This window comes from Dokdonella aquatica (assembly GCF_051987395.1).
In the GTDB taxonomy this organism is placed as follows: domain Bacteria; phylum Pseudomonadota; class Gammaproteobacteria; order Xanthomonadales; family Rhodanobacteraceae; genus Dokdonella.
This window is the reverse complement of sequence record NZ_CP197094.1, coordinates 4,786,246-4,804,053: the sequence shown is the minus strand read 5'-3', so window position 1 is coordinate 4,804,053 and position 17,808 is coordinate 4,786,246. Positions and strand designations below refer to the sequence as shown.

Sequence of the window (17,808 nt, the reverse complement as noted above, 5' to 3'; positions counted from 1 at the left end):
GCCGAAAGGAAACATGCAGACGCGTACTGCGCCTGGGAGGAGTTCGAGCGTTGGGAGAATGGGCGCCGAAGGCGCCCGCGGGACCTCACGCAGCCTGCGTGCGGTCCGCGAAGTAGGCGTCGGTGGAATCGCTGGGGTTGGCCGATTCCTTGAGCGTGCGCAGCGTGCGCATGACCTGGCGATGCAGCTCGCGCTGCTCGGGATACGGCGAATCCTTGGTCTCGTGGAACGACACGATCAGCCACAGCGCGACGCCGCGCAGGCGCACCTGCAGGCTGTCGGAACGCATGCGTTCCATGCCGAGCGCGGTGCCGGTGCCCCACGGCGCGTACTTGGCGTCGGGCGGCGTGGCGTAGAGGTGCGGGAACTCGCTCTTGGCGGCGTTGGAGAACTCGCGCATCGCGAGGGCGGCGAGCTGGCGGCGCGCGTTCGGCGCGAGCTGCTCGAGGGCCTTCTCGATGTCCTTGAACTGGCGACGCAACTGCATGCCGCGTGTCAGGGCGATCAGTCGGGTGAGGATGGACATGAGGTTCCCCTGTAGCGAATGTGCGGCGATCGGGATTCCGCGACCGTCCGTCTGCCCGATTCTAGGCCGTCGAGGCGGCGAGGCCTGACGCTTGGGTCACAGTTCGCCCGATTGCACCACATCGTTCCGGCTGAAACGACCCCGTGGAGGCCCGGGTTGCGTTCGCGAGGGGGATGCGGTTCAGCCTGGCAGCGTGCCGACGCGCTGGCCCATGCGCACGGGCTGCTCCGGGATCAGGCCTTCGAAGCGTCCGCCGCCGCGCGGCAGCAGCACGATCACGGTCGAGCCCATGTTGAAGCGGCCCATCTCGGCACCGCGCGCGAGGTGCAGGCCGCGACCGCGGTAGTCCTTCGGCGACGGCTTGGAGGCGTACGGCGGGATCTCGAGATCGCCCCACACGGTCGACACGCTCGACACGAGCATCGCGCCGACCATGACCACCGCGAACGGTCCGTGCTCGCCGCGGAAATGGCAGACCAGGCGCTCGTTGCGCGCGAACAGGCGCGGGATGTCGGCGACCGCGAACGGCGCCACGCTGAACAGGCGGCCCGGCACGTGCAGCGTCGAAACCAGTTCGCCGGCCAGCGGCATGTGCACGCGGTGGTAGTCGCGCGGCGACAGGTAGACGGTCGCGAAGTGGCCATCGGCGTAGGCGGCGGCTTCGGCCTCGTCGCCGAGCAGTTCGGCGGCCGTGAACGACTGGCCCTTGGCCTGGAAGATGCGGCCGGCCTCGATCGGGCCCGACTGGCTGATGCGGCCGTCGGCAGGGCACAGCAGCGCGGCGGGATCGGGATCGAGCGGGCGCGCGCCGGCCTTGAGTTCGCGCGTGAAGAACGCGTTGAAATGCGGGTAGGCGGCGAAGTCGGCCGTCTTCGCCTCGGTCAGGTCGACGCGGTAGCGGCGTGTGATCTGGCCGATCAGGAAATCCTTCCACGGCCGCCATGTGCGCCGCGTCGCCCAGTAGACGACGCGCGTCAGCAGCCGGTGCGGCAGCGCGTACTGCAGCAGGATCGAGGGGCGCATCACGGCGTCTCCGCGAGCACGGCGAGGTCGGCGACGATGCGGGCGGCCTCGAACGGCGGACGGAACAGGCCGGCACGGCGGCCTTGCGGATCGACGATCACGACCGAGGCGCTGTGGTCGACCGAATAGGTGCCGTTCTCCTCGGGACCGCGCGCGTAGACGAGGCCGAGCGCGCGGGTCAGGCGCGTGAGCTCGTCGTCGCTGCCGGTCGCGGCGACGAAATCGGGGTGGAAGAAGCCGACGTAGCGCGCGAGCTGCTCGGGCGTGTCGCGCTGCGGGTCGACCGAGACGAAATCGAAGCGCAGGCGGTCGGTCTTGCCCTGCGCGGCGAGGTCGTTCCAGACCTGCTTGAACGTGCCGAGCGTGTTCGGGCAGATGTCGGGGCAGTTCGTGAAGCCGAAGAACACGACGGTCCAGTGGCCTTGCCAGTCGGCCAGTGTCAGCGGCTTGCCGTCGGCGCGCGCGAGCGTGAACTCGGGCACCACCGAGCGCGACGGGTACATGACCGCGGTCGACAGCGCGAGTGGCGGCGCGGCGAACCAGCGGGCACCCGCCCAGAAGCCGATCGCGACGGCGAGGGCGGCGATGACGATGAGCGGCGTCGCGCCGATCCGTCCAGACATGCGGAGTCGATTCATCCGCCCAGTATAGCCGGCGGCATCGCGACGCACGACGCGGTGCCGCATGGCGGCTCGCGCGCGGCTTATACTGGCCGGCCCCCGCCGACGTTGCGCCGCCGCATGACCGCCGAACTCGCCTCGATCATCGACTTCATCCGCTACGGCGCGAGCCGCTTCGGCGCCGCCGGCCTCACGTTCGGCCACAGCTACGACAACGCGCTCGACGAGGCGACCCACCTCGTGCTGCAGGCGCTGCACCTTCCGCACGACCTGTCGCCGGCCTACGGCCAGGCACGCCTGACCGCCGACGAGAAGCAGGCCGTGCTCGCGCTGTTCGAGGCGCGCATCGCGAACCGCACGCCTGTCGCCTACCTGACCGGCAAGGCCTGGTTCGCGGGGCTCGAGTTCAAGTCCGACACACGCGCGCTGGTGCCGCGCTCGCCGATCGCCGAACTGATCCAGTCGGGTTTCTCGCCGTGGCTCGAGGACACCGACGTGGCGCGCGCGCTGGACCTGTGCACCGGTTCGGGCTGCATCGGCATCGCGATGGCGTCGCACAACCCGGACTGGCAGGTCGACCTCGTCGACGTCAGCGACGATGCCTTGTCGCTCGCGCGCGAGAACATCGAGTATCAGGATGTCGGTGCGCGCGTGCGCGCGATCGCCTCGGACCTGTTCGACGGGATCGCGGGCGAGCGCTACGACCTCATCGTCAGCAACCCGCCGTACGTGACCGAGCAGGAATTCGCCGCGCTGCCGCCCGAATACGGTCATGAGCCGAAACTAGGCTTGACCGCGGGCGAGGACGGCCTGGACATCGCGTTGCGCATCCTCGCGCAGGCACCGGACCATCTCGAGGAGGGCGGCGTGCTCATCGTCGAGGTCGGCGAGAGCGAGCACGCGCTCGCGGCGCTGCTGCCGCAGGTGCCGTTCAACTGGGTCGAGTTCAATGTCGGCGCGATGGGCGTGTTCGTGCTCACGCGCGAGGACCTCGTCGAGCACGCCGGCGCGATCGGCGCCGCGCTCGCCGCGCGCGGCTGATCCTTCCGGCGACGCCGGATTCCGCACCGCCGCCCGCGCGTACGGGATGCACGATCCGCGGGCATGTCCCCACCAGCCGGAATGCCCGTGTCGAGCAACGCCTTCGGAAAACTGTTCACCGTCACGACGTTCGGCGAGAGCCACGGTCCCGCGATCGGCTGCGTGATCGACGGCTGCCCGCCGGGTCTCGCGCTCGATCCCGCCGATTTCGCCGCCGACCTCGAGCGCCGCGCGACCGGGCGCTCGCGCTACACCTCGCAGCGCCACGAGACCGACGCGATCGAGATCCTCTCGGGCGTGTTCGAGGGCCGCACCACCGGCACCCCGATCGCGCTGCTGATCCGCAACACCGACCAGCGCTCGAAGGATTACGGTGAGCTGCTCGAAACGTTCCGTCCCGGCCACGCCGACTACACCTACTGGCACAAGTACGGCATCCGTGACCCGCGCGGGGGTGGCCGCTCCTCGGCGCGCGAGACGACCATGCGCGTCGCCGCAGGCGTTGTCGCCAAGAAGTGGCTCGCCGAGCACCACGGCATCCGCGTGCGCGGCCACGTTTCGCAGATCGGCACGCTCGTGCCCGGTGCGTTCGATGCGGACGTCGTCGAGACCAACCCGTTCTTCTGGCCCGACGCCTCGATGATCGAAGAGCTCGAGGCCTACATCGACGCGGTGCGCAAGGCCGGCGACTCGGTCGGTGCGCGCGTCGACGTGGTCGCCGAAGGCGTGCCGCCGGGCTGGGGCGAGCCGATCTACGGCAAGCTCGACGCCGACCTCGCCGCGGCGTTCATGTCGATCAACGCGGTCAAGGGCGTCGAGATCGGCGACGGTTTCGCGGCGGTGGCGCAGAAGGGTACCGAGCACCGCGACGAGATCACGCCGCAGGGTTTCCTGTCCAACCACGCCGGCGGCATCCTCGGCGGCATCAGCAGCGGCCAGGCGATCACCGCGAGCGTCGCGTTCAAGCCGACCTCGAGCCTGCTCGTGCACGGGCGCAGCGTGAACCTCGCCGGCGAGCCGATCGAGGTGCGAACGAAGGGCCGCCACGATCCCTGCGTCGGTCTGCGCGCGACGCCGATCGTCGAGGCGATGCTCGCGCTCGTGCTGATCGACCACGCGCTGCGCCACCGCGCGCAATGCGGCGATGTCGGCGCGATCGCGCCACGCATCCCGGGCGAGGTCGCGCGATGAGCCGTCCACGCATCTGGGTCTCGCAGCCGCTGTTCGACGACCTGCTCGCGCCGCTGCGCGAACACGCCGACGTCGTCACGACGGCCGACGTCGCCGAGCATTCCCCGGCGCAGATCGCGACCGCGCTGCGCGACGTCGACGGCGCGCTCGTCACGCTCAACGAGCGCATCGACGGTACGGCGATCGCGCAGGCGCAGCACCTGCGCGCGGTCGCCAACGTCGGCGTCGGCTACAACAACCTCGACGTCGCCGCGCTCGCTGCCGTCGGTGTCGCCGCGACCAACACGCCTGACGTGCTCACCGAGACCACCGCCGACTTCGCCTGGGCGCTGCTGCTCGCGACCGCGCGGCGCGTCACCGAGGCCGAGCGCTGGCTGCGTTCCGGCGCGTGGACGCAGTGGTCGTTCGACCGCCTGCTCGGCGCTGACGTGCACGGTGCGACGCTCGGCATCCTCGGCATGGGGCGTATCGGCCAGGCGATCGCGCGGCGCGCGGCCGGCTTCGACATGCGCGTGGTCTACCACAACCGAAGCCGCGTGCCCGACGCGGTCGAGGCCGCCTGCCGCGCGCGCTGGGTGCCGTTCCAGGACCTGCTCGCCGAAGCCGACCATCTCGTGCTCGTGCTGCCGTACTCGGCCTCGAGCCATCACGTGATCGATGCCGCCGCGCTCGCGGCGATGAAGCCGACCGCGACGCTGGTCAACCTCGCACGAGGCGGCATCGTCGACGATTCCGCGCTCGCCGAGGCGCTCGCCGCGGGGCGCATCGCCGGCGCGGGCCTCGACGTGTTCGAGGGCGAGCCGGTCGTGCACGAGCGTCTGCTCGCCTGCGACAACGTCGTGCTCACGCCGCACATCGCGAGCGCGAGCCACGCGACGCGGCGCGCGATGGTCGCGCTCGCGGTGGCCAATCTCGCCGCCGCGCTCGGCCTCGGCCCGCGTGCCGGCGATCCGCCCAACCTCGTTCCGGGCAGCGCGCTGCCGCGCCTGCCGTCGCCCTGATCCGCTCCGCCTCCCTCCGCTGCATCCCTGCCAGGACAACACCCGCATGAGCAAGAAGTACAAGGTCGCTCTGGTCGGCGCCACCGGCGCCGTCGGCGAAACGCTGATCTCGATCCTGCTCGAGCGCAAATTCCCGATCTCGGAATTCGTGCCGCTCGCGAGCGAGCGCAGTGCCGGCGAGAAGATCGCGTTCGGGGCCAAACAGGTGGTCGTGCAGGATCTCGCCACGTACGACTTCGCCGGCGTCGACATCGCGTTCTTCTCGGCCGGTGGCAGCGTCAGCCGCGTGCACGCGCCGCGCGCCGCGGAAGCGGGCGCCGTGGTCATCGACAACACGTCGGAGTTCCGCCGCGACGACGACGTCCCGCTCGTGGTCAGCGAGGTCAATCCCGATGCGATCGCCGGTTACACGAAGCGCGGCATCATCGCCAACCCGAACTGCTCGACGATGCAGCTGCTCGTCGCGCTCGCACCGATCCACCGCGAGGCCGGCATCGAGCGCATCAACGTCGCCACCTACCAGTCGGTCTCGGGCGCGGGCCGCTCGGGCATCGAGGAGCTCGGCCGCCAGACCGCCGCGCTGCTCAACTTCCAGGAGGTCAAGCCGTCGAAGTTCACCAAGCAGATCGCGTTCAACGTGATCCCGCACATCGACGACTTCCAGGACAACGGCTACACGCGCGAAGAGATGAAGATGGTCTGGGAGACGCGCAAGATCCTCGGCGACGAGTCGATCCAGGTGAACCCGACCGCCGTGCGCGTGCCGGTCTTCCTCGGCCACGCCGAGGCCGTGCATATCGAAACCCGCGACAAGATCACGGTGGAGCGTGCCCGCGAGTTGCTACAAAGCGCCCCCGGCGTGGAAGTCGTCGACGAGCGCAAGGCGGGCGGTTATCCGACGCCGGTCGGCGACGCGGCGGGTAAGGACCCGGTGTTCGTCGGACGCCTCCGCGAGGACATCTCGCATCCGCGCGGGCTCGACCTCTGGATCGTCTCCGACAATATCCGCAAGGGCGCCGCATTGAACGCCGTGCAAGTTGCGGAACTGTTGGCGAAAACGTATCTGTAATCCGTAGTTACGATTGTGTTATAAGGCATTTTCGAGCTTGAAACGGGCCGCATCGGCCCGTCGGAATGCCCAAAAAACCCGCAAAAGCCTCTGGGGAGCGCTGTTCATGAAACGACCGCTGCAATTGTCGCTGGCCATCGCGCTCGCGCTGGGGGTGACCGATGCGTTCGCGCTGGGACTGGGCGCGATCCAGGTCCGTTCGGGGCTCAACCAGCCGCTCGTCGCGGAGATTCCGGTCATCCTCAACACGCCGAACGAGGCCGAGGGTCTCGTCGTGCAGCTCGCCAGCGTCGAGGATTTCGAGCGCGTCGGCCTGAGCCGCTCGAACATCAGCGTGCCGTTGCAGTTCACGATGGCCAAGAACGCGCGCGGCGAGACCGTCGTGCGCGTGACCAGCGAAGACGTGGTGCGTGATCCGTTCCTTGGCGTGCTCGTCGAGGCGAACTGGCCCAAGGGCCGCCTGCTGCGCGAGTACACCGTGCTGCTCGATCCGCCGGTGATGGCACCGGCCGTGAAGGGCTCGAGCGCGGTCGCCGCGGGCACGCGCGATGCCGAGCGCGCGCCGACCCAGGCGCTGCCGCCGTCATCGAAGCCGGCCACGCCGGCACCGTCCACGCCCGCGCGTGCGTCCACGCCGCCGCGCGCGACCGCTGCCACGCCGCCTCCGGCTCCCGCTCCGGCACCGACGCCGGCGCGCGTCACCGGCACGGGCTACGGTCCGGTCGCTGCCGGCGAGACGCTCGGCGAGATCGCGCGCGCCACGCGCACGGGCGACGTCAGCGTCAACCAGATGATGCTCGCGCTGCTCAAGGCGAATCCGAACGCGTTCTATCGCGACAACGTCAACGCGCTCAAGCGCGGCTCCGTGCTGCGCATCCCGTCGGCCGAGGAGATCGCCGCGACCGGTACGGCACGTGAAGCCGCTGCCGCCGTGCGCGCACAGATCGACGACTGGCGTGGCGGTGCCTCGACGCCGACGCGCGTCGCCGACACCGGTGCGACCTCGACGCCGTCGTCCGCGTCCTCGACGTCGCGTCCGTCGTCGTCGAACGGTGAGCGCCTCGCCCTCGTGCCGCCGCGTGAAGGCTCGGCGAGCCAGAACGCGGCCGATCGTCCCGCCGGCGGCACGCCGGGCGGCACCGGCGACGCGGCCTCGAAGGCCGAGCTGGCCCGCGTGAAGGAAGCGCTGACGAGTCGCGAGCAGGAAAGCGCCGAGCTCAAGTCGCGCGTCAAGGATCTCGAGGAGATCCGCACCAAGAACGACAAGCTCATCTCGCTGCAGAACTCCGAGCTCGCCGAGCTGCGCGACAAGCTGCAGAAGATGCAGGACGACGCGCTGATCGCGTCGGCCAAGCCGTCCACGCCCGCCGCAGCGACACCTCCGGCGGCCACCACGCCGACCCCGCCGCCGGTGGAGCCTGCGACCACGCCGGCCGCACCGGCGGCGACCGCGCCGAAGGACGACATCTGGGGCGGCGACGCCAAGCCTGCCGATCCGGCCGCGACCGCGCAGGGCGACACGCCCGTCGCGCCGCCGGTCGATACGCCCGCCGATCCGGCCGCGACCACCGAGATGCCGGCCACGGTGACCGCGCCGATCGATCCCGCTGCGTCGTCGACGCCGCCGGCCGCGACGACCGAGCCGCCGACTACGCCGTCACCGGCGACGACCGAGCCGGCACCGACGGCCGATTCGGCTCCCGCCGCCCCGCAGCAAGCGGCGACGCCGCCAGCCGAGGCACAGCCCTGGTACCTCGAGCCGTGGGCGCTCGGCGCCGCCGGCATCGGTGGCCTGCTGCTCGTCCTGCTCGGTGTGGCCGGCCTGCGCAAGCGCAAGCCCGCCGCGACCGAGCGCGCCTCGATCGCCGACTCGTTCGGCGATTCGCCGGTGCCGGAAGACGACGCATTCGCCGCCGGTCCGATCGACGCCGAGGAGCAGGCGCTCATCGACCAGGTGCGCCGTGATCCCGGCAACGCCGGTGCGCACCTCGAGCTGCTGAGCCTGTACTACGCCAACCGCGACGCGACCAGGTTCGAGGCCGCCGCCGAGGAGATGTACGCGTTCGTCGCCGATCCGAACCAGCCCGAGTGGCGCGAGGCGCGCGCGATGGGCGAGGAGCTCGTTCCGCACAACCCGCTGTTCGGCGGCACAGCGTCGCTGGCCGACTTCGCCGACGACAGCTACACGGCCGCGCCGCGCGACGACGTCTTCTCGTTCGACGAGCCGACCAAGGACAAGGCGCCCGACTACGACAGCTACGTGTTCGACGATCCGCCGCCCGCGCCGGAGCCGGCCGCCGACCCGTACCGCACGGCCGCGTTCGAGGCCCTGCCCGAAACCCCGGCGGCGGCGCCGTCCGATTTCGAGTTCGACTTCGACGATCGCCGTCCGCCTGCGAAGCCGGCCGAGGCCGACACGGGCTTCAGCTTCGACCTGCCGCCGATCGAGCCGTTCACGCCGCCCCCGCCGGCCCCGGTGCCCGCGCCGCGCGAGGAACCGGAAGCGTTCGATTTCGAGCCCGTCACGCCGCCGGCGCCCGAGCCCGAGGACGAGCCTGCGTCGACGATCGACGACGACGAGTTCTTCGCCGGCGAGGATGCGATCGGCACCAAGCTCGACCTCGCCAAGGCCTACCTCGACATGGGCGATCCGGAAGGTGCCCGCGCGATGCTCGAGGAAGTGCTCGCCGAAGGCAGCCCGTCGCAACAGGCCGAGGCCCGCAAGCTGATCGGCGAGATCGGCTGATCCACGCCTCCACGCGACGACACGAAGAAGGCCGGGCATGTCCCGGCCTTCTTCGTTTCCAGCATGGGGTCAGGTTCATTTTCCCGAGATGCGACTCCCGATCCGTCGAGGTCGCTGGCGGGAAAATGAACCTGACCCCATTTCTTCGTCGACGCGGTCCGGCGAGTTGAGCCTGAGTCGCGCTGGAACGTGCGACACCGCCCCGGCCACAGCCGCCATGCCAGCGTCCGAGGAGCCGGGGTCAGGTTCATTTTCCGGGGACACGCCGCCCGATCCGTCGAGGTCGCGGCGGGAAAATGAACCTGACCCCAGTCGTGGCTCGGATCCGGAGTCTGCGTTCGCGCTGGAGTGCTGATTCCCGCCACGCTGGGCCCGCGGCACATTCCGCGCGATAATCGGCGGTCCCCACGCACCCCGGAACCCGCGTTGCGCATCGCGCTTGGCATCGAATACGACGGCACCGACTTCCACGGCTGGCAGCGCCTGTCGCACGCCGCGAACGTGCAGTCGGCGGTCGAGCAGGCGGTGTCGTCGGTGGCCGACCACGCGGTCGAGGTGACCTGCGCGGGTCGCACCGATGCCGGCGTGCACGCGCGCTGCCAGGTCGTGCATTTCGATTCCGGTGCCGAACGCGGCGAGCGCGGCTGGATGCTCGGCGCCAATGCGCGCCTGCCGCGCAGCGTCGGCGTGCGCTGGGCACGCCTCGTCGCCGACGATTTCCACGCCCGCTTCTCGGCGACCGCGCGACGCTACCGCTACACGATCCTCAACCGCACCGCGCGGCCCGCGCTCGACGCGCGCTACGTCGCCTGGGAGCGCCAGCCGCTCGATGACGAGGCGATGCACGCGGCCGGCCAGGCGCTGATCGGCGAGCACGATTTCAGCGCGTTCCGCACGATCGCCTGCCAGGCGCGCACGCCGCACCGCAACGTGCGCGCGCTGCGCGTCGTGCGCGAAGAGGATCGCGTGTTCGTCGAGATCGAGGCCAACGCGTTCCTGCACCACATGGTGCGCAACATCGTCGGCTCGCTGCTGCCGGTCGGCCGCGGCGAGCGTCCGGTCGCGTGGCTGGCCGAGCTGCTCGCGGGGCGCGACCGCAGCGTCGCCGGGCCCACCGCGGTCGCCGCGGGGCTGTGCTTCCTCGCGCCACGCTATCCTGCGCGTTTCGCGCTCCCGGCCGAGGTGTCCGAGGCATGACCCGCACGCGCATCAAGTTCTGCGGCATCACGCGCGCGGAGGATGCGCAGGCGGCGGTCGCGCTCGGCGTCGACGCGCTCGGCTTCGTGTTCACGCGCCGCAGCGCGCGCTTCGTCGGGCTCGCCGAAGCGGTGCGTCTGCGTCGTGCGCTGCCGCCGTTCGTCGGTGCCGTCGCGCTGTTCATGGACGACGATCCAGCCTGGGTGCGCGAGGTGGTCGCGACCGTGCGGCCCGACCTCGTGCAGTTCCACGGCGAGGAGGCCGCCGCCGACTGCGCGTACTGCGGCACGCCCTGGATCAAGGCCGTGCCGATGGGCTCGGTCACGGATGTGGCAAGCTATGCGACCGGCTACCCCGGAGCCGCCGGCTTCCTCCTCGACGCGCATGCGAGCGGCGGGCAGGGCGGCGGCGGCGCGACGTTCGACTGGTCGCGCGCCACCGGGACGGGCCGTCCGCTGATCCTCGCGGGCGGGCTCGACGCGGGCAACGTCGGCGCGGCGATCGCGCAGGTGCGCCCGTACGCGGTGGACGTCTCCAGCGGCATCGAAGCCGCCCGCGGCATCAAGGATGCGCGGCGCATGCAGGATTTCGTCGCGGCCGTGCGCGCCGCCGACCACGCTCTCACCAGGCCAGATTCGTGAACGAACCGATCACCGTCTCCGATTACCACGCGTACCCCGATGCGCACGGGCGCTTCGCCGATTTCGGCGGCGTCTACATGCCCGAGACGCTCATGCCGCCGCTCGAGGAACTCACCGCGGCCTACCTCGCGATGCGCGAGGATCCCGCGTTCCTCGCCGAGTTCGAGCGTGACCTCAAGTACTACGTCGGCCGTCCGTCGCCGATCTACCACGCCGAGCGGCTCTCGCAGAAGATCGGCGGTGCGCAGATCCTGCTCAAGCGCGAGGACCTGAACCACACCGGCGCGCACAAGATCAACAACACGATCGGCCAGGCGCTCGTCGCGCGCCGCATGGGCAAGCGCCGCATCATCGCCGAGACTGGCGCGGGCCAGCACGGCGTCGCCACCGCGACCGTGTGCGCGCGCTTCGGCCTCGACTGCATCGTCTACATGGGCGCGGTCGACATCGAGCGCCAGAAGATCAACGTCTACCGCATGAAGCTGCTCGGCGCCGAAGTCGTGCCGGTCACCTCGGGCTCGAAGACGCTCAAGGACGCGCTCAACGAGGCGATGCGCGACTGGGTCACCAATGTCGCCGACACGTTCTACATCATCGGCACGGTCGCGGGCCCGCACCCGTATCCGATGATGGTGCGCGACTTCAACGCCGTCGTCGGCCGCGAGGCGCGCGCGCAGATGCTCGAGCAGTTCGGGCGCCTGCCCGACGTGCTGACCGCCTGCGTCGGCGGCGGCTCGAACGCGATCGGCCTGTTCCATGCGTTCCTCAACGACCGCGATGTCGCCATCGTCGGCGCCGAGGCGGCCGGCGACGGTATCGACACGGGCCGCCACGCGGCCTCGCTCGCGGCCGGCCGCAAGGGCGTGCTGCACGGCAACCGTACCTACGTGATCTGCGACGACCACGGCCAGATCACCGAGACGCATTCGATCTCGGCCGGTCTCGACTATCCCGGTGTCGGTCCCGAGCACGCATTCCTCAAGGACTCGGGCCGCGCGCGCTACGAAGGCGTCACCGACGACGAGGCGCTCGCCGCGTTCCACGAACTCGCGCGTACCGAGGGCATCCTCGCCGCGCTCGAATCCAGCCATGCGGTCGCGCAGGCGATGAAGCTCGCGCGCGAGCTGCCGAAGGACAAGCTCATCCTCTGCAACCTCTCGGGTCGTGGCGACAAGGACGTGCACACGATCGCCGCACGCGAGGGGATCTCGCTGTGAGCGCCGTCGACGCCATGCCCGCCTCGAGCGGTGCCACGACCCAGCGTATCGACGCGCGCTTCGCCGCGTTGCGTGCGGCAGGACGCAAGGGCCTCATCCCGTTCGTCACGGCCGGCGATCCGCTGCCCGAGGCGACCGTCGCGATCATGCACGCGCTCGTCGAAGGCGGTGCCGACCTCATCGAGCTCGGCGTTCCGTACTCGGATCCGGTCGCCGACGGCCCGGTGATCCAGCACGCGAGCGAGCGCGCGATCGCACGCGGCGTCGGCATCGAGGCGATCCTCGCCGCGGTGCGCACGTTCCGCGAGCGCGATGCACACACGCCGGTTGTGCTCATGGGCTACCTCAATCCGATCGAGATCTACGGCTACCCACGCTTCGCCGCCGAGGCCGTCGCTGCCGGCGTCGACGGCGTGCTGGTCGTCGACGTGCCGGTCGAGGAGTCCGACACGCTCGCGCCGCTGACCGATGCCGGCCTGCGCCAGGTGTTCCTCGTCGCGCCGACCACGACCGACGCGCGCCTCGCCGCGATCCGCGCGCGTGCGCGCGGCTTCGTCTACTACGTGTCGTTCGCGGGTATCACCGGTGCCGATCGCCTCGACGTGTCGGCGGTCGGCGCGCGCGTCGCGCATATCCAGCAAGGCGGTTCGATTCCGGTCGCGGTCGGCTTCGGCGTGCGCGACGCGGCCACGGCGGTCGCGGTCGCCGCAGCGGCCGATGCGGTCGTGATCGGCAGCGCGCTGGTCGCGCATCTCGCCGACGCGCCCGATGCCGATACGGCTGCGTTGCGTGCGCGCGACTTCCTCGCGCCGATCCGCAGCGCCCTCCACGGCGTGCGAACGCCCTGACATCCACGCCCGGCGCGCGACGTCCGCGCCGGCACCTGGGAGACATGCGATGAACTGGTTGCAGAAACTCATGGCCCCGCGTATCCGCACGCAGGGCACCGCCAAGGGCAAGGTGCCCGAGGGCTTGTGGGAGAAGTGCGACGGCTGCGGCGCCGTGCTCTACGGCCCGGAGCTCGAGAACAATCTCATGGTGTGCCCGAAGTGCGCGCACCATCATCCGATCCGCGCGCGCAAGCGCCTCGGTGCGCTGCTCGATGCCGGCACGAGCGCCGAGCTGTACGCCGACCTCGAGCCTGTCGACGCGCTGCGCTTCAAGGATTCCAAGAAGTACAAGGACCGCATCGTCGCCTCGCAGAAGCAGACCGGCGAGAAGGATGCGCTGATCGCGATGCACGGCCGCATCAAGGGCAACCCGCTCGCTGCGGTCGCGTTCGAGTTCTCGTTCATGGGTGGCTCGATGGGCTCGGTCGTCGGCGAGAAGTTCACGCGCACGGCCGAATTCGCGCTCGAGCAGCGCATGCCGTTCGTGTGCTTCTCGGCCACCGGTGGCGCGCGCATGCAGGAGGGCCTGCTCTCGCTCATGCAGATGGCCAAGACCTCGGCCGCGCTCGCGCGCCTGCGCGCCGCAGGCCTGCCGTTCATCTCGGTGCTCACGCATCCGACCACGGGCGGCGTCTCGGCGAGCTTCGCGATGCTCGGCGACATCAACATCGGCGAGCCCAAGGCGCTGATCGGCTTCGCCGGCCCACGCGTGATCGAGCAGACCGTGCGCGAGACGCTGCCCGAAGGCTTCCAGCGCTCCGAGTTCCTGATCGACCACGGCGCGATCGACGCGATCGTCGATCGCCGCCAGATGCGCGACAAGCTGTCGGACCTGTTCGCGCTCATGATGCGGCAGCCGAAGGCCGTGGCGTAAGGCTGCTCCCGGCGTTTTCGGCGGCGTCAGGGTAGTGGAATCTCCCGGCCAATCGAGGCGTCGGGCATCGCAGCAGAGTCGCCCGCTGTTTCCTTCTCCCTCCGGGAGAAGGTGGCCCGCAGGGCCGGATGAGGGTCCGGGATCGCGACGATGATCGGACGTGGTCTCGATCCCGCACCCTCTCCCCAACCCCTCTCCCGGCGGGCGAGGAGCTCAAGCGCAACGCCACTCCGGAATGACATGTGGGGCTTGTGCAGCCGCGCGACGCCGATGGGCGCGACGCCCCCATTCTTGTCATTCCCGCGAAGGCGGGAATCCAGCGTCTCCCGCTCCCGCATCACCTGAAGTCTCTGGATCCCCGCCTTCGCGGGGATGACCACTCGGGTGGCCGGTGCATGCGGCGGTATGCCCCCGACGCGGGGATGATTCAAACCTCCGGCACGCGGTCACCGCCACATTCCATGCGAGCATGCCCGCCTCTCCAGGGGAGCCTGCCCATGCGCCTGTTCCGAGCCGTTCCCGTCCTGCTCGCCGTGTTCGCCGGTCCAGTCGCCGCGCAGGCGCCGGCCTATTACCTGAGCCAGCCTGCGCTGTCGCCGGACGGGCGCGAGATCGCGTTCGTGTCGGGCGAGGACATCTGGACCGTGCCCGCAGCCGGCGGTGAAGCACGCCTGCTCGTCGCGGGCGAGGGCAGCGATGCGCGGCCGATGTATTCGCCGGACGGGCGCAGGCTCGCCTATGTCTCGACGCGAACGGGCAACGGCGACGTCTATCTGCTCGACCTCGCCAGCGGGCGCAGCGAGCGCGTCACCTGGGACGACGGTTACGACAGCCTCGATGCATGGTCGCGCGACGGCGAGTGGCTGTACTTCAGTTCGACGCGCGACAACGTCGGCAACATGTCCGGCGTCTACCGCGTACGCGCGAACGGCGGCACGCCGATGCCGGTGTCGCGCGAGGCCTACCGCAACCACGAGGGCGCGGCACCTTCACCGGACCGTCGCGAGCTCGCGCTGACCGGCAACGGCACCGGCGACAACCAGTGGTGGCGCAACGGCCACAGCAACCTCGAGGTCGGCGCGATCTGGCTGCTCGCCGACGACGGCCGCCACGCCTACCGCCGCGTGACGCCCGACGACGCGCGCGCGCTGTGGCCGATGTGGGGTGCCGGCGGCGACACGATCTGGTACATGAGCGACCGCGGCGGCACCGAGAACCTGTGGCGCACGACGCGCGCGGGCGAGGCCACGCAGATCACGCGTTTCACCGACGGCCGCGTGCTGTGGCCGTCGATCGCCGCGGACGGCAGCGCGATCGTGTTCGCACGCGATTTCGGTCTCTGGCGTTTCGATGTCGCGAGCGGGCAGGCCGCGCCCGTGCCGGTCACGCTGCGCGGTGCGGCGTCGGCGCCGCGTGCCACGCACGATGCGCTGACCGGCGAGTTCGGCGAACTCGCCGTGTCGCCCGACGGCAAGAAGGTCGCGTTCGTCGCACGCGGCGAGGTGTTCGCCGCGTCGACCGACAAGGGCGGCCGTGCCGATCGCCTCACGCGCACGCCGCAGGCCGAGTTCCACGTCGCCTGGGCGCCCGACAGCCGCCACGTCGTCTACGTGTCCGAGCGCGACGGCCACGCGCGCGTCTACCGCCACGACCTCGTCGGCGGCGAGGTGCAGGTGCTGTCCGAGGCGGGCCGCGAGGCGATGCGCCCGCAGGTCTCGCCGGACGGCAAGCACGTCGCGTTCCTGCTCGACGCGCGCGAGCTGGTCAGCGTCGATCTCGCCACGCGCAAGCCGCGCCGCATCGCGACAATGGCGATGGACCTCGTGCGCCCGCTCGAGGCCGACCGTGCGTTCGCGTGGTCGCCCGACAGCCGCTGGCTGGCCTGGCAGGCCTACGGCGAGCGCATGTTCCGCAACACCTTCGTAGCGCCGCGCGACGGCGGCGAGGCCGTCCAGGCGAGCTTCCTCGCCAACGTCGGCGCCGATGCGATCACGTGGTCGCCCGACGGCAAGGCGCTGTTCTTCTCGACCGGCCAGCGCACCGAACCCTCGCAGGTCGCGCGCGTGGACCTGCTGCCGCGCGTGCCGAAGTTCAGCGAGGAGACGTTCCGCAACCTGTTCCGCGAGCAGACGCCGCCTGCGGTGCCGAATCCCGATGCACCGGCCGATACGCCGAAGGCGAAGACGGCCGCGAACGACGAGGCCAAGGACAAGGACGACGCGAAGGCGGGCGAGAAGAAGACCGCCGAGCGCGTGCGCGTGCAGGCCGAGGGCATCCGCGAGCGCCTCGCGCTGTTGCCGATCGGCCTCGATGTCGGTGCGCTCACGGTGAGCCCGGACGGCACCTCGCTGCTGCTCACCGCCGAGTCGGCCGGACGCACGAACCTCTTCCTCTACCCGATCGACGAACTCGCCGACGAACCGCCCGTGCCGCGCCAGCTCACCGCGACCGCGGGCCCGAAGCTCGCCGCGCAGTTCGCGCCCGATGGCAAGAGCGTCTACGTGCTCGACGGCGGCCGCATCAGCGTGGTCACGGTCGCCGACGGCAAGGCCAAGCCGCTCGCGGTGACCGCCGAGATCGACGGCGATTTCGACGCCGGCAAGGTCGTCGTGTTCGAACAGGCCTGGCGCTGGCTGCGCGACGCGTTCCACGATCCGGGCATGCACGGCGTCGACTGGTCCGCACTGCGCACCGCCTATGCGCCGCGCATCGCCGCCGCGCAGACGCCGGGCACGCTGCGCGAGCTGCTCAACCTCATGATCGGCGAGCTCGACGCCTCGCATACCGGCGTGCGCGGTCCGGGCCAGCCCGCGTTCGCGACGGGGCATGTCGGCATCACGTTCGAGCGCGAGGCCTACGAGCGTGACGGCCGCCTGCGCGTCGCCACGATCGTGCCGGGCTCGCCCGTCGCGGTCGCCGGCGGCGTCGAACCCGGCGACGAGCTGCGCAGCGTCGACGGTGTCGCGATCGCCGCCGGCAGCAACCTCGATCGCCTGCTCGAACACCGCGTCGACCGCGAGACGACGCTCGCGTTCGCGCGCGGCGGCAAGACGCGCGACGTGCGCGTGAAGCCGGTCGACGCGCGCACGATCGGCGCGCTCGCCTACCGCGCGTGGATCACCGCGAACCGCGCCTACGTCGACAAGGCAAGCGGCGGACGCCTCGGCTACGTGCACATGGCCGACATGTCGATGGCCTCGCTGCAGCGCCTCTACGTCGACCTCGATGCCGACAATGCGACGCGCGAAGGCGTGGTCGTGGACGTGCGCAACAACTTCGGCGGCTTCGTCAACGCGTACGCGCTCGACGTGCTCGCGCGCCGTCCGTACCTCAACATGCGCTTCCGCGGCCAGCCGGTCGCCTCGGCGCGCGCGATCCTCGGCCAGCGCTCGCTCGAGCGCCGCACCGTGCTCGTGACCAATCGCGTCACGCTCTCGGACGGCGAGGATTTCAGCGAAGGCTACCGCCGCCTCGGCCTCGGCAGGATCGTCGGCGAACCGACCGCGGGCTGGATCATCTACACCTCGAATGCGACGTTGCCCGACGGCTCGAGCGTGCGCCTGCCGTTCATCACGATCACGACCGCCGACGGCCAGCCGATGGAAGGCGCACCGCGTCCCGTCGACGTACCGGTCGAACGCGCGCTCGGCGAGGGCTATCGTGGCGTCGACAGCGAGCTCGATACGGCCGTGAGGGTGTTGCTCGAAGGCCAATAGGATCGATCACGCCGCGCGTGCACGCGGCGACTGTCGCCGCCGATGGTGGCGACATG

At 70.7% G+C, this 17,808-nt stretch carries 14 protein-coding genes; 11 read left to right on the top strand and 3 right to left on the bottom strand.

Translation table 11 applies throughout. From position 1 onward, the window contains the following. Positions 1–85: 85 nt before the first annotated feature. From ACQQ2N_RS21285 to ACQQ2N_RS21275, 3 genes are all read right to left on the bottom strand, one after another. Positions 86–526 (bottom strand): hypothetical protein, encoded by a 441-nt coding sequence (locus ACQQ2N_RS21285; protein WP_440223583.1) that lies wholly within the window; start codon positions 524–526, stop codon positions 86–88. Between the two features lie 180 nt (positions 527–706). Next, on the bottom strand, positions 707–1,549 hold the full coding sequence (asd, locus tag ACQQ2N_RS21280) for an archaetidylserine decarboxylase (protein ID WP_440223582.1): 843 nt from the start codon (positions 1,547–1,549) through the stop codon (positions 707–709). Then, on the bottom strand, positions 1,549–2,172 hold the full coding sequence (locus ACQQ2N_RS21275) for an SCO family protein (RefSeq protein WP_440223581.1): 624 nt from the start codon (positions 2,170–2,172) through the stop codon (positions 1,549–1,551). Before ACQQ2N_RS21275 ends, asd begins: the two co-directional genes overlap by 1 nt. Before the next feature lie 117 nt (positions 2,173–2,289). Between ACQQ2N_RS21275 and prmB the strand changes: the two genes are divergently transcribed. The 11 genes from prmB to ACQQ2N_RS21220 all read left to right on the top strand — a co-directional run bounded on the left by prmB (position 2,290) and on the right by ACQQ2N_RS21220 (position 17,752). Continuing rightward, positions 2,290–3,210, top strand: coding sequence for a 50S ribosomal protein L3 N(5)-glutamine methyltransferase (prmB, locus tag ACQQ2N_RS21270; RefSeq protein WP_440223580.1), 921 nt, complete (start codon positions 2,290–2,292; stop codon positions 3,208–3,210). Between the two features lie 87 nt (positions 3,211–3,297). Beyond that, positions 3,298–4,401 (top strand): chorismate synthase, encoded by a 1,104-nt coding sequence (gene aroC, locus ACQQ2N_RS21265; RefSeq protein ID WP_440223579.1) that lies wholly within the window; start codon positions 3,298–3,300, stop codon positions 4,399–4,401. Continuing rightward, positions 4,398–5,402: a 2-hydroxyacid dehydrogenase gene (locus ACQQ2N_RS21260; RefSeq protein WP_440223578.1), complete on the top strand. Its 1,005-nt coding sequence runs from the start codon at positions 4,398–4,400 to the stop codon at positions 5,400–5,402. Before aroC ends, ACQQ2N_RS21260 begins: the two co-directional genes overlap by 4 nt. 46 nt (positions 5,403–5,448) lie before the next feature. Further along, the gene (locus ACQQ2N_RS21255; protein WP_440223577.1) at positions 5,449–6,471 is read left to right on the top strand and encodes an aspartate-semialdehyde dehydrogenase; all 1,023 of its coding nucleotides are present in this window, start codon (positions 5,449–5,451) and stop codon (positions 6,469–6,471) included. A gap of 106 nt (positions 6,472–6,577) precedes the next feature. Next, positions 6,578–9,217 (top strand): FimV/HubP family polar landmark protein, encoded by a 2,640-nt coding sequence (locus tag ACQQ2N_RS21250; protein ID WP_440223576.1) that lies wholly within the window; start codon positions 6,578–6,580, stop codon positions 9,215–9,217. A gap of 426 nt (positions 9,218–9,643) precedes the next feature. Then, on the top strand, positions 9,644–10,414 hold the full coding sequence (truA, locus tag ACQQ2N_RS21245; RefSeq protein ID WP_440223575.1) for a tRNA pseudouridine(38-40) synthase TruA: 771 nt from the start codon (positions 9,644–9,646) through the stop codon (positions 10,412–10,414). After that, entirely contained in the window at positions 10,411–11,055 is a 645-nt protein-coding gene (locus tag ACQQ2N_RS21240; RefSeq protein ID WP_440223574.1) for a phosphoribosylanthranilate isomerase, read from the top strand. Before truA ends, ACQQ2N_RS21240 begins: the two co-directional genes overlap by 4 nt. Continuing rightward, the gene (trpB, locus tag ACQQ2N_RS21235) at positions 11,052–12,272 is read left to right on the top strand and encodes a tryptophan synthase subunit beta (protein ID WP_440223573.1); all 1,221 of its coding nucleotides are present in this window, start codon (positions 11,052–11,054) and stop codon (positions 12,270–12,272) included. The genes ACQQ2N_RS21240 and trpB overlap by 4 nt, the downstream gene beginning before the upstream one ends. A gap of 14 nt (positions 12,273–12,286) precedes the next feature. Next, entirely contained in the window at positions 12,287–13,120 is an 834-nt protein-coding gene (trpA, locus tag ACQQ2N_RS21230) for a tryptophan synthase subunit alpha (RefSeq protein WP_440225821.1), read from the top strand. Between the two features lie 49 nt (positions 13,121–13,169). Further along, positions 13,170–14,036, top strand: coding sequence for an acetyl-CoA carboxylase, carboxyltransferase subunit beta (gene accD / locus ACQQ2N_RS21225; RefSeq protein WP_440223572.1), 867 nt, complete (start codon positions 13,170–13,172; stop codon positions 14,034–14,036). 497 nt (positions 14,037–14,533) lie between these two features. Then, positions 14,534–17,752 (top strand): S41 family peptidase, encoded by a 3,219-nt coding sequence (locus tag ACQQ2N_RS21220; RefSeq protein ID WP_440223571.1) that lies wholly within the window; start codon positions 14,534–14,536, stop codon positions 17,750–17,752. Positions 17,753–17,808 lie beyond the last annotated feature (56 nt).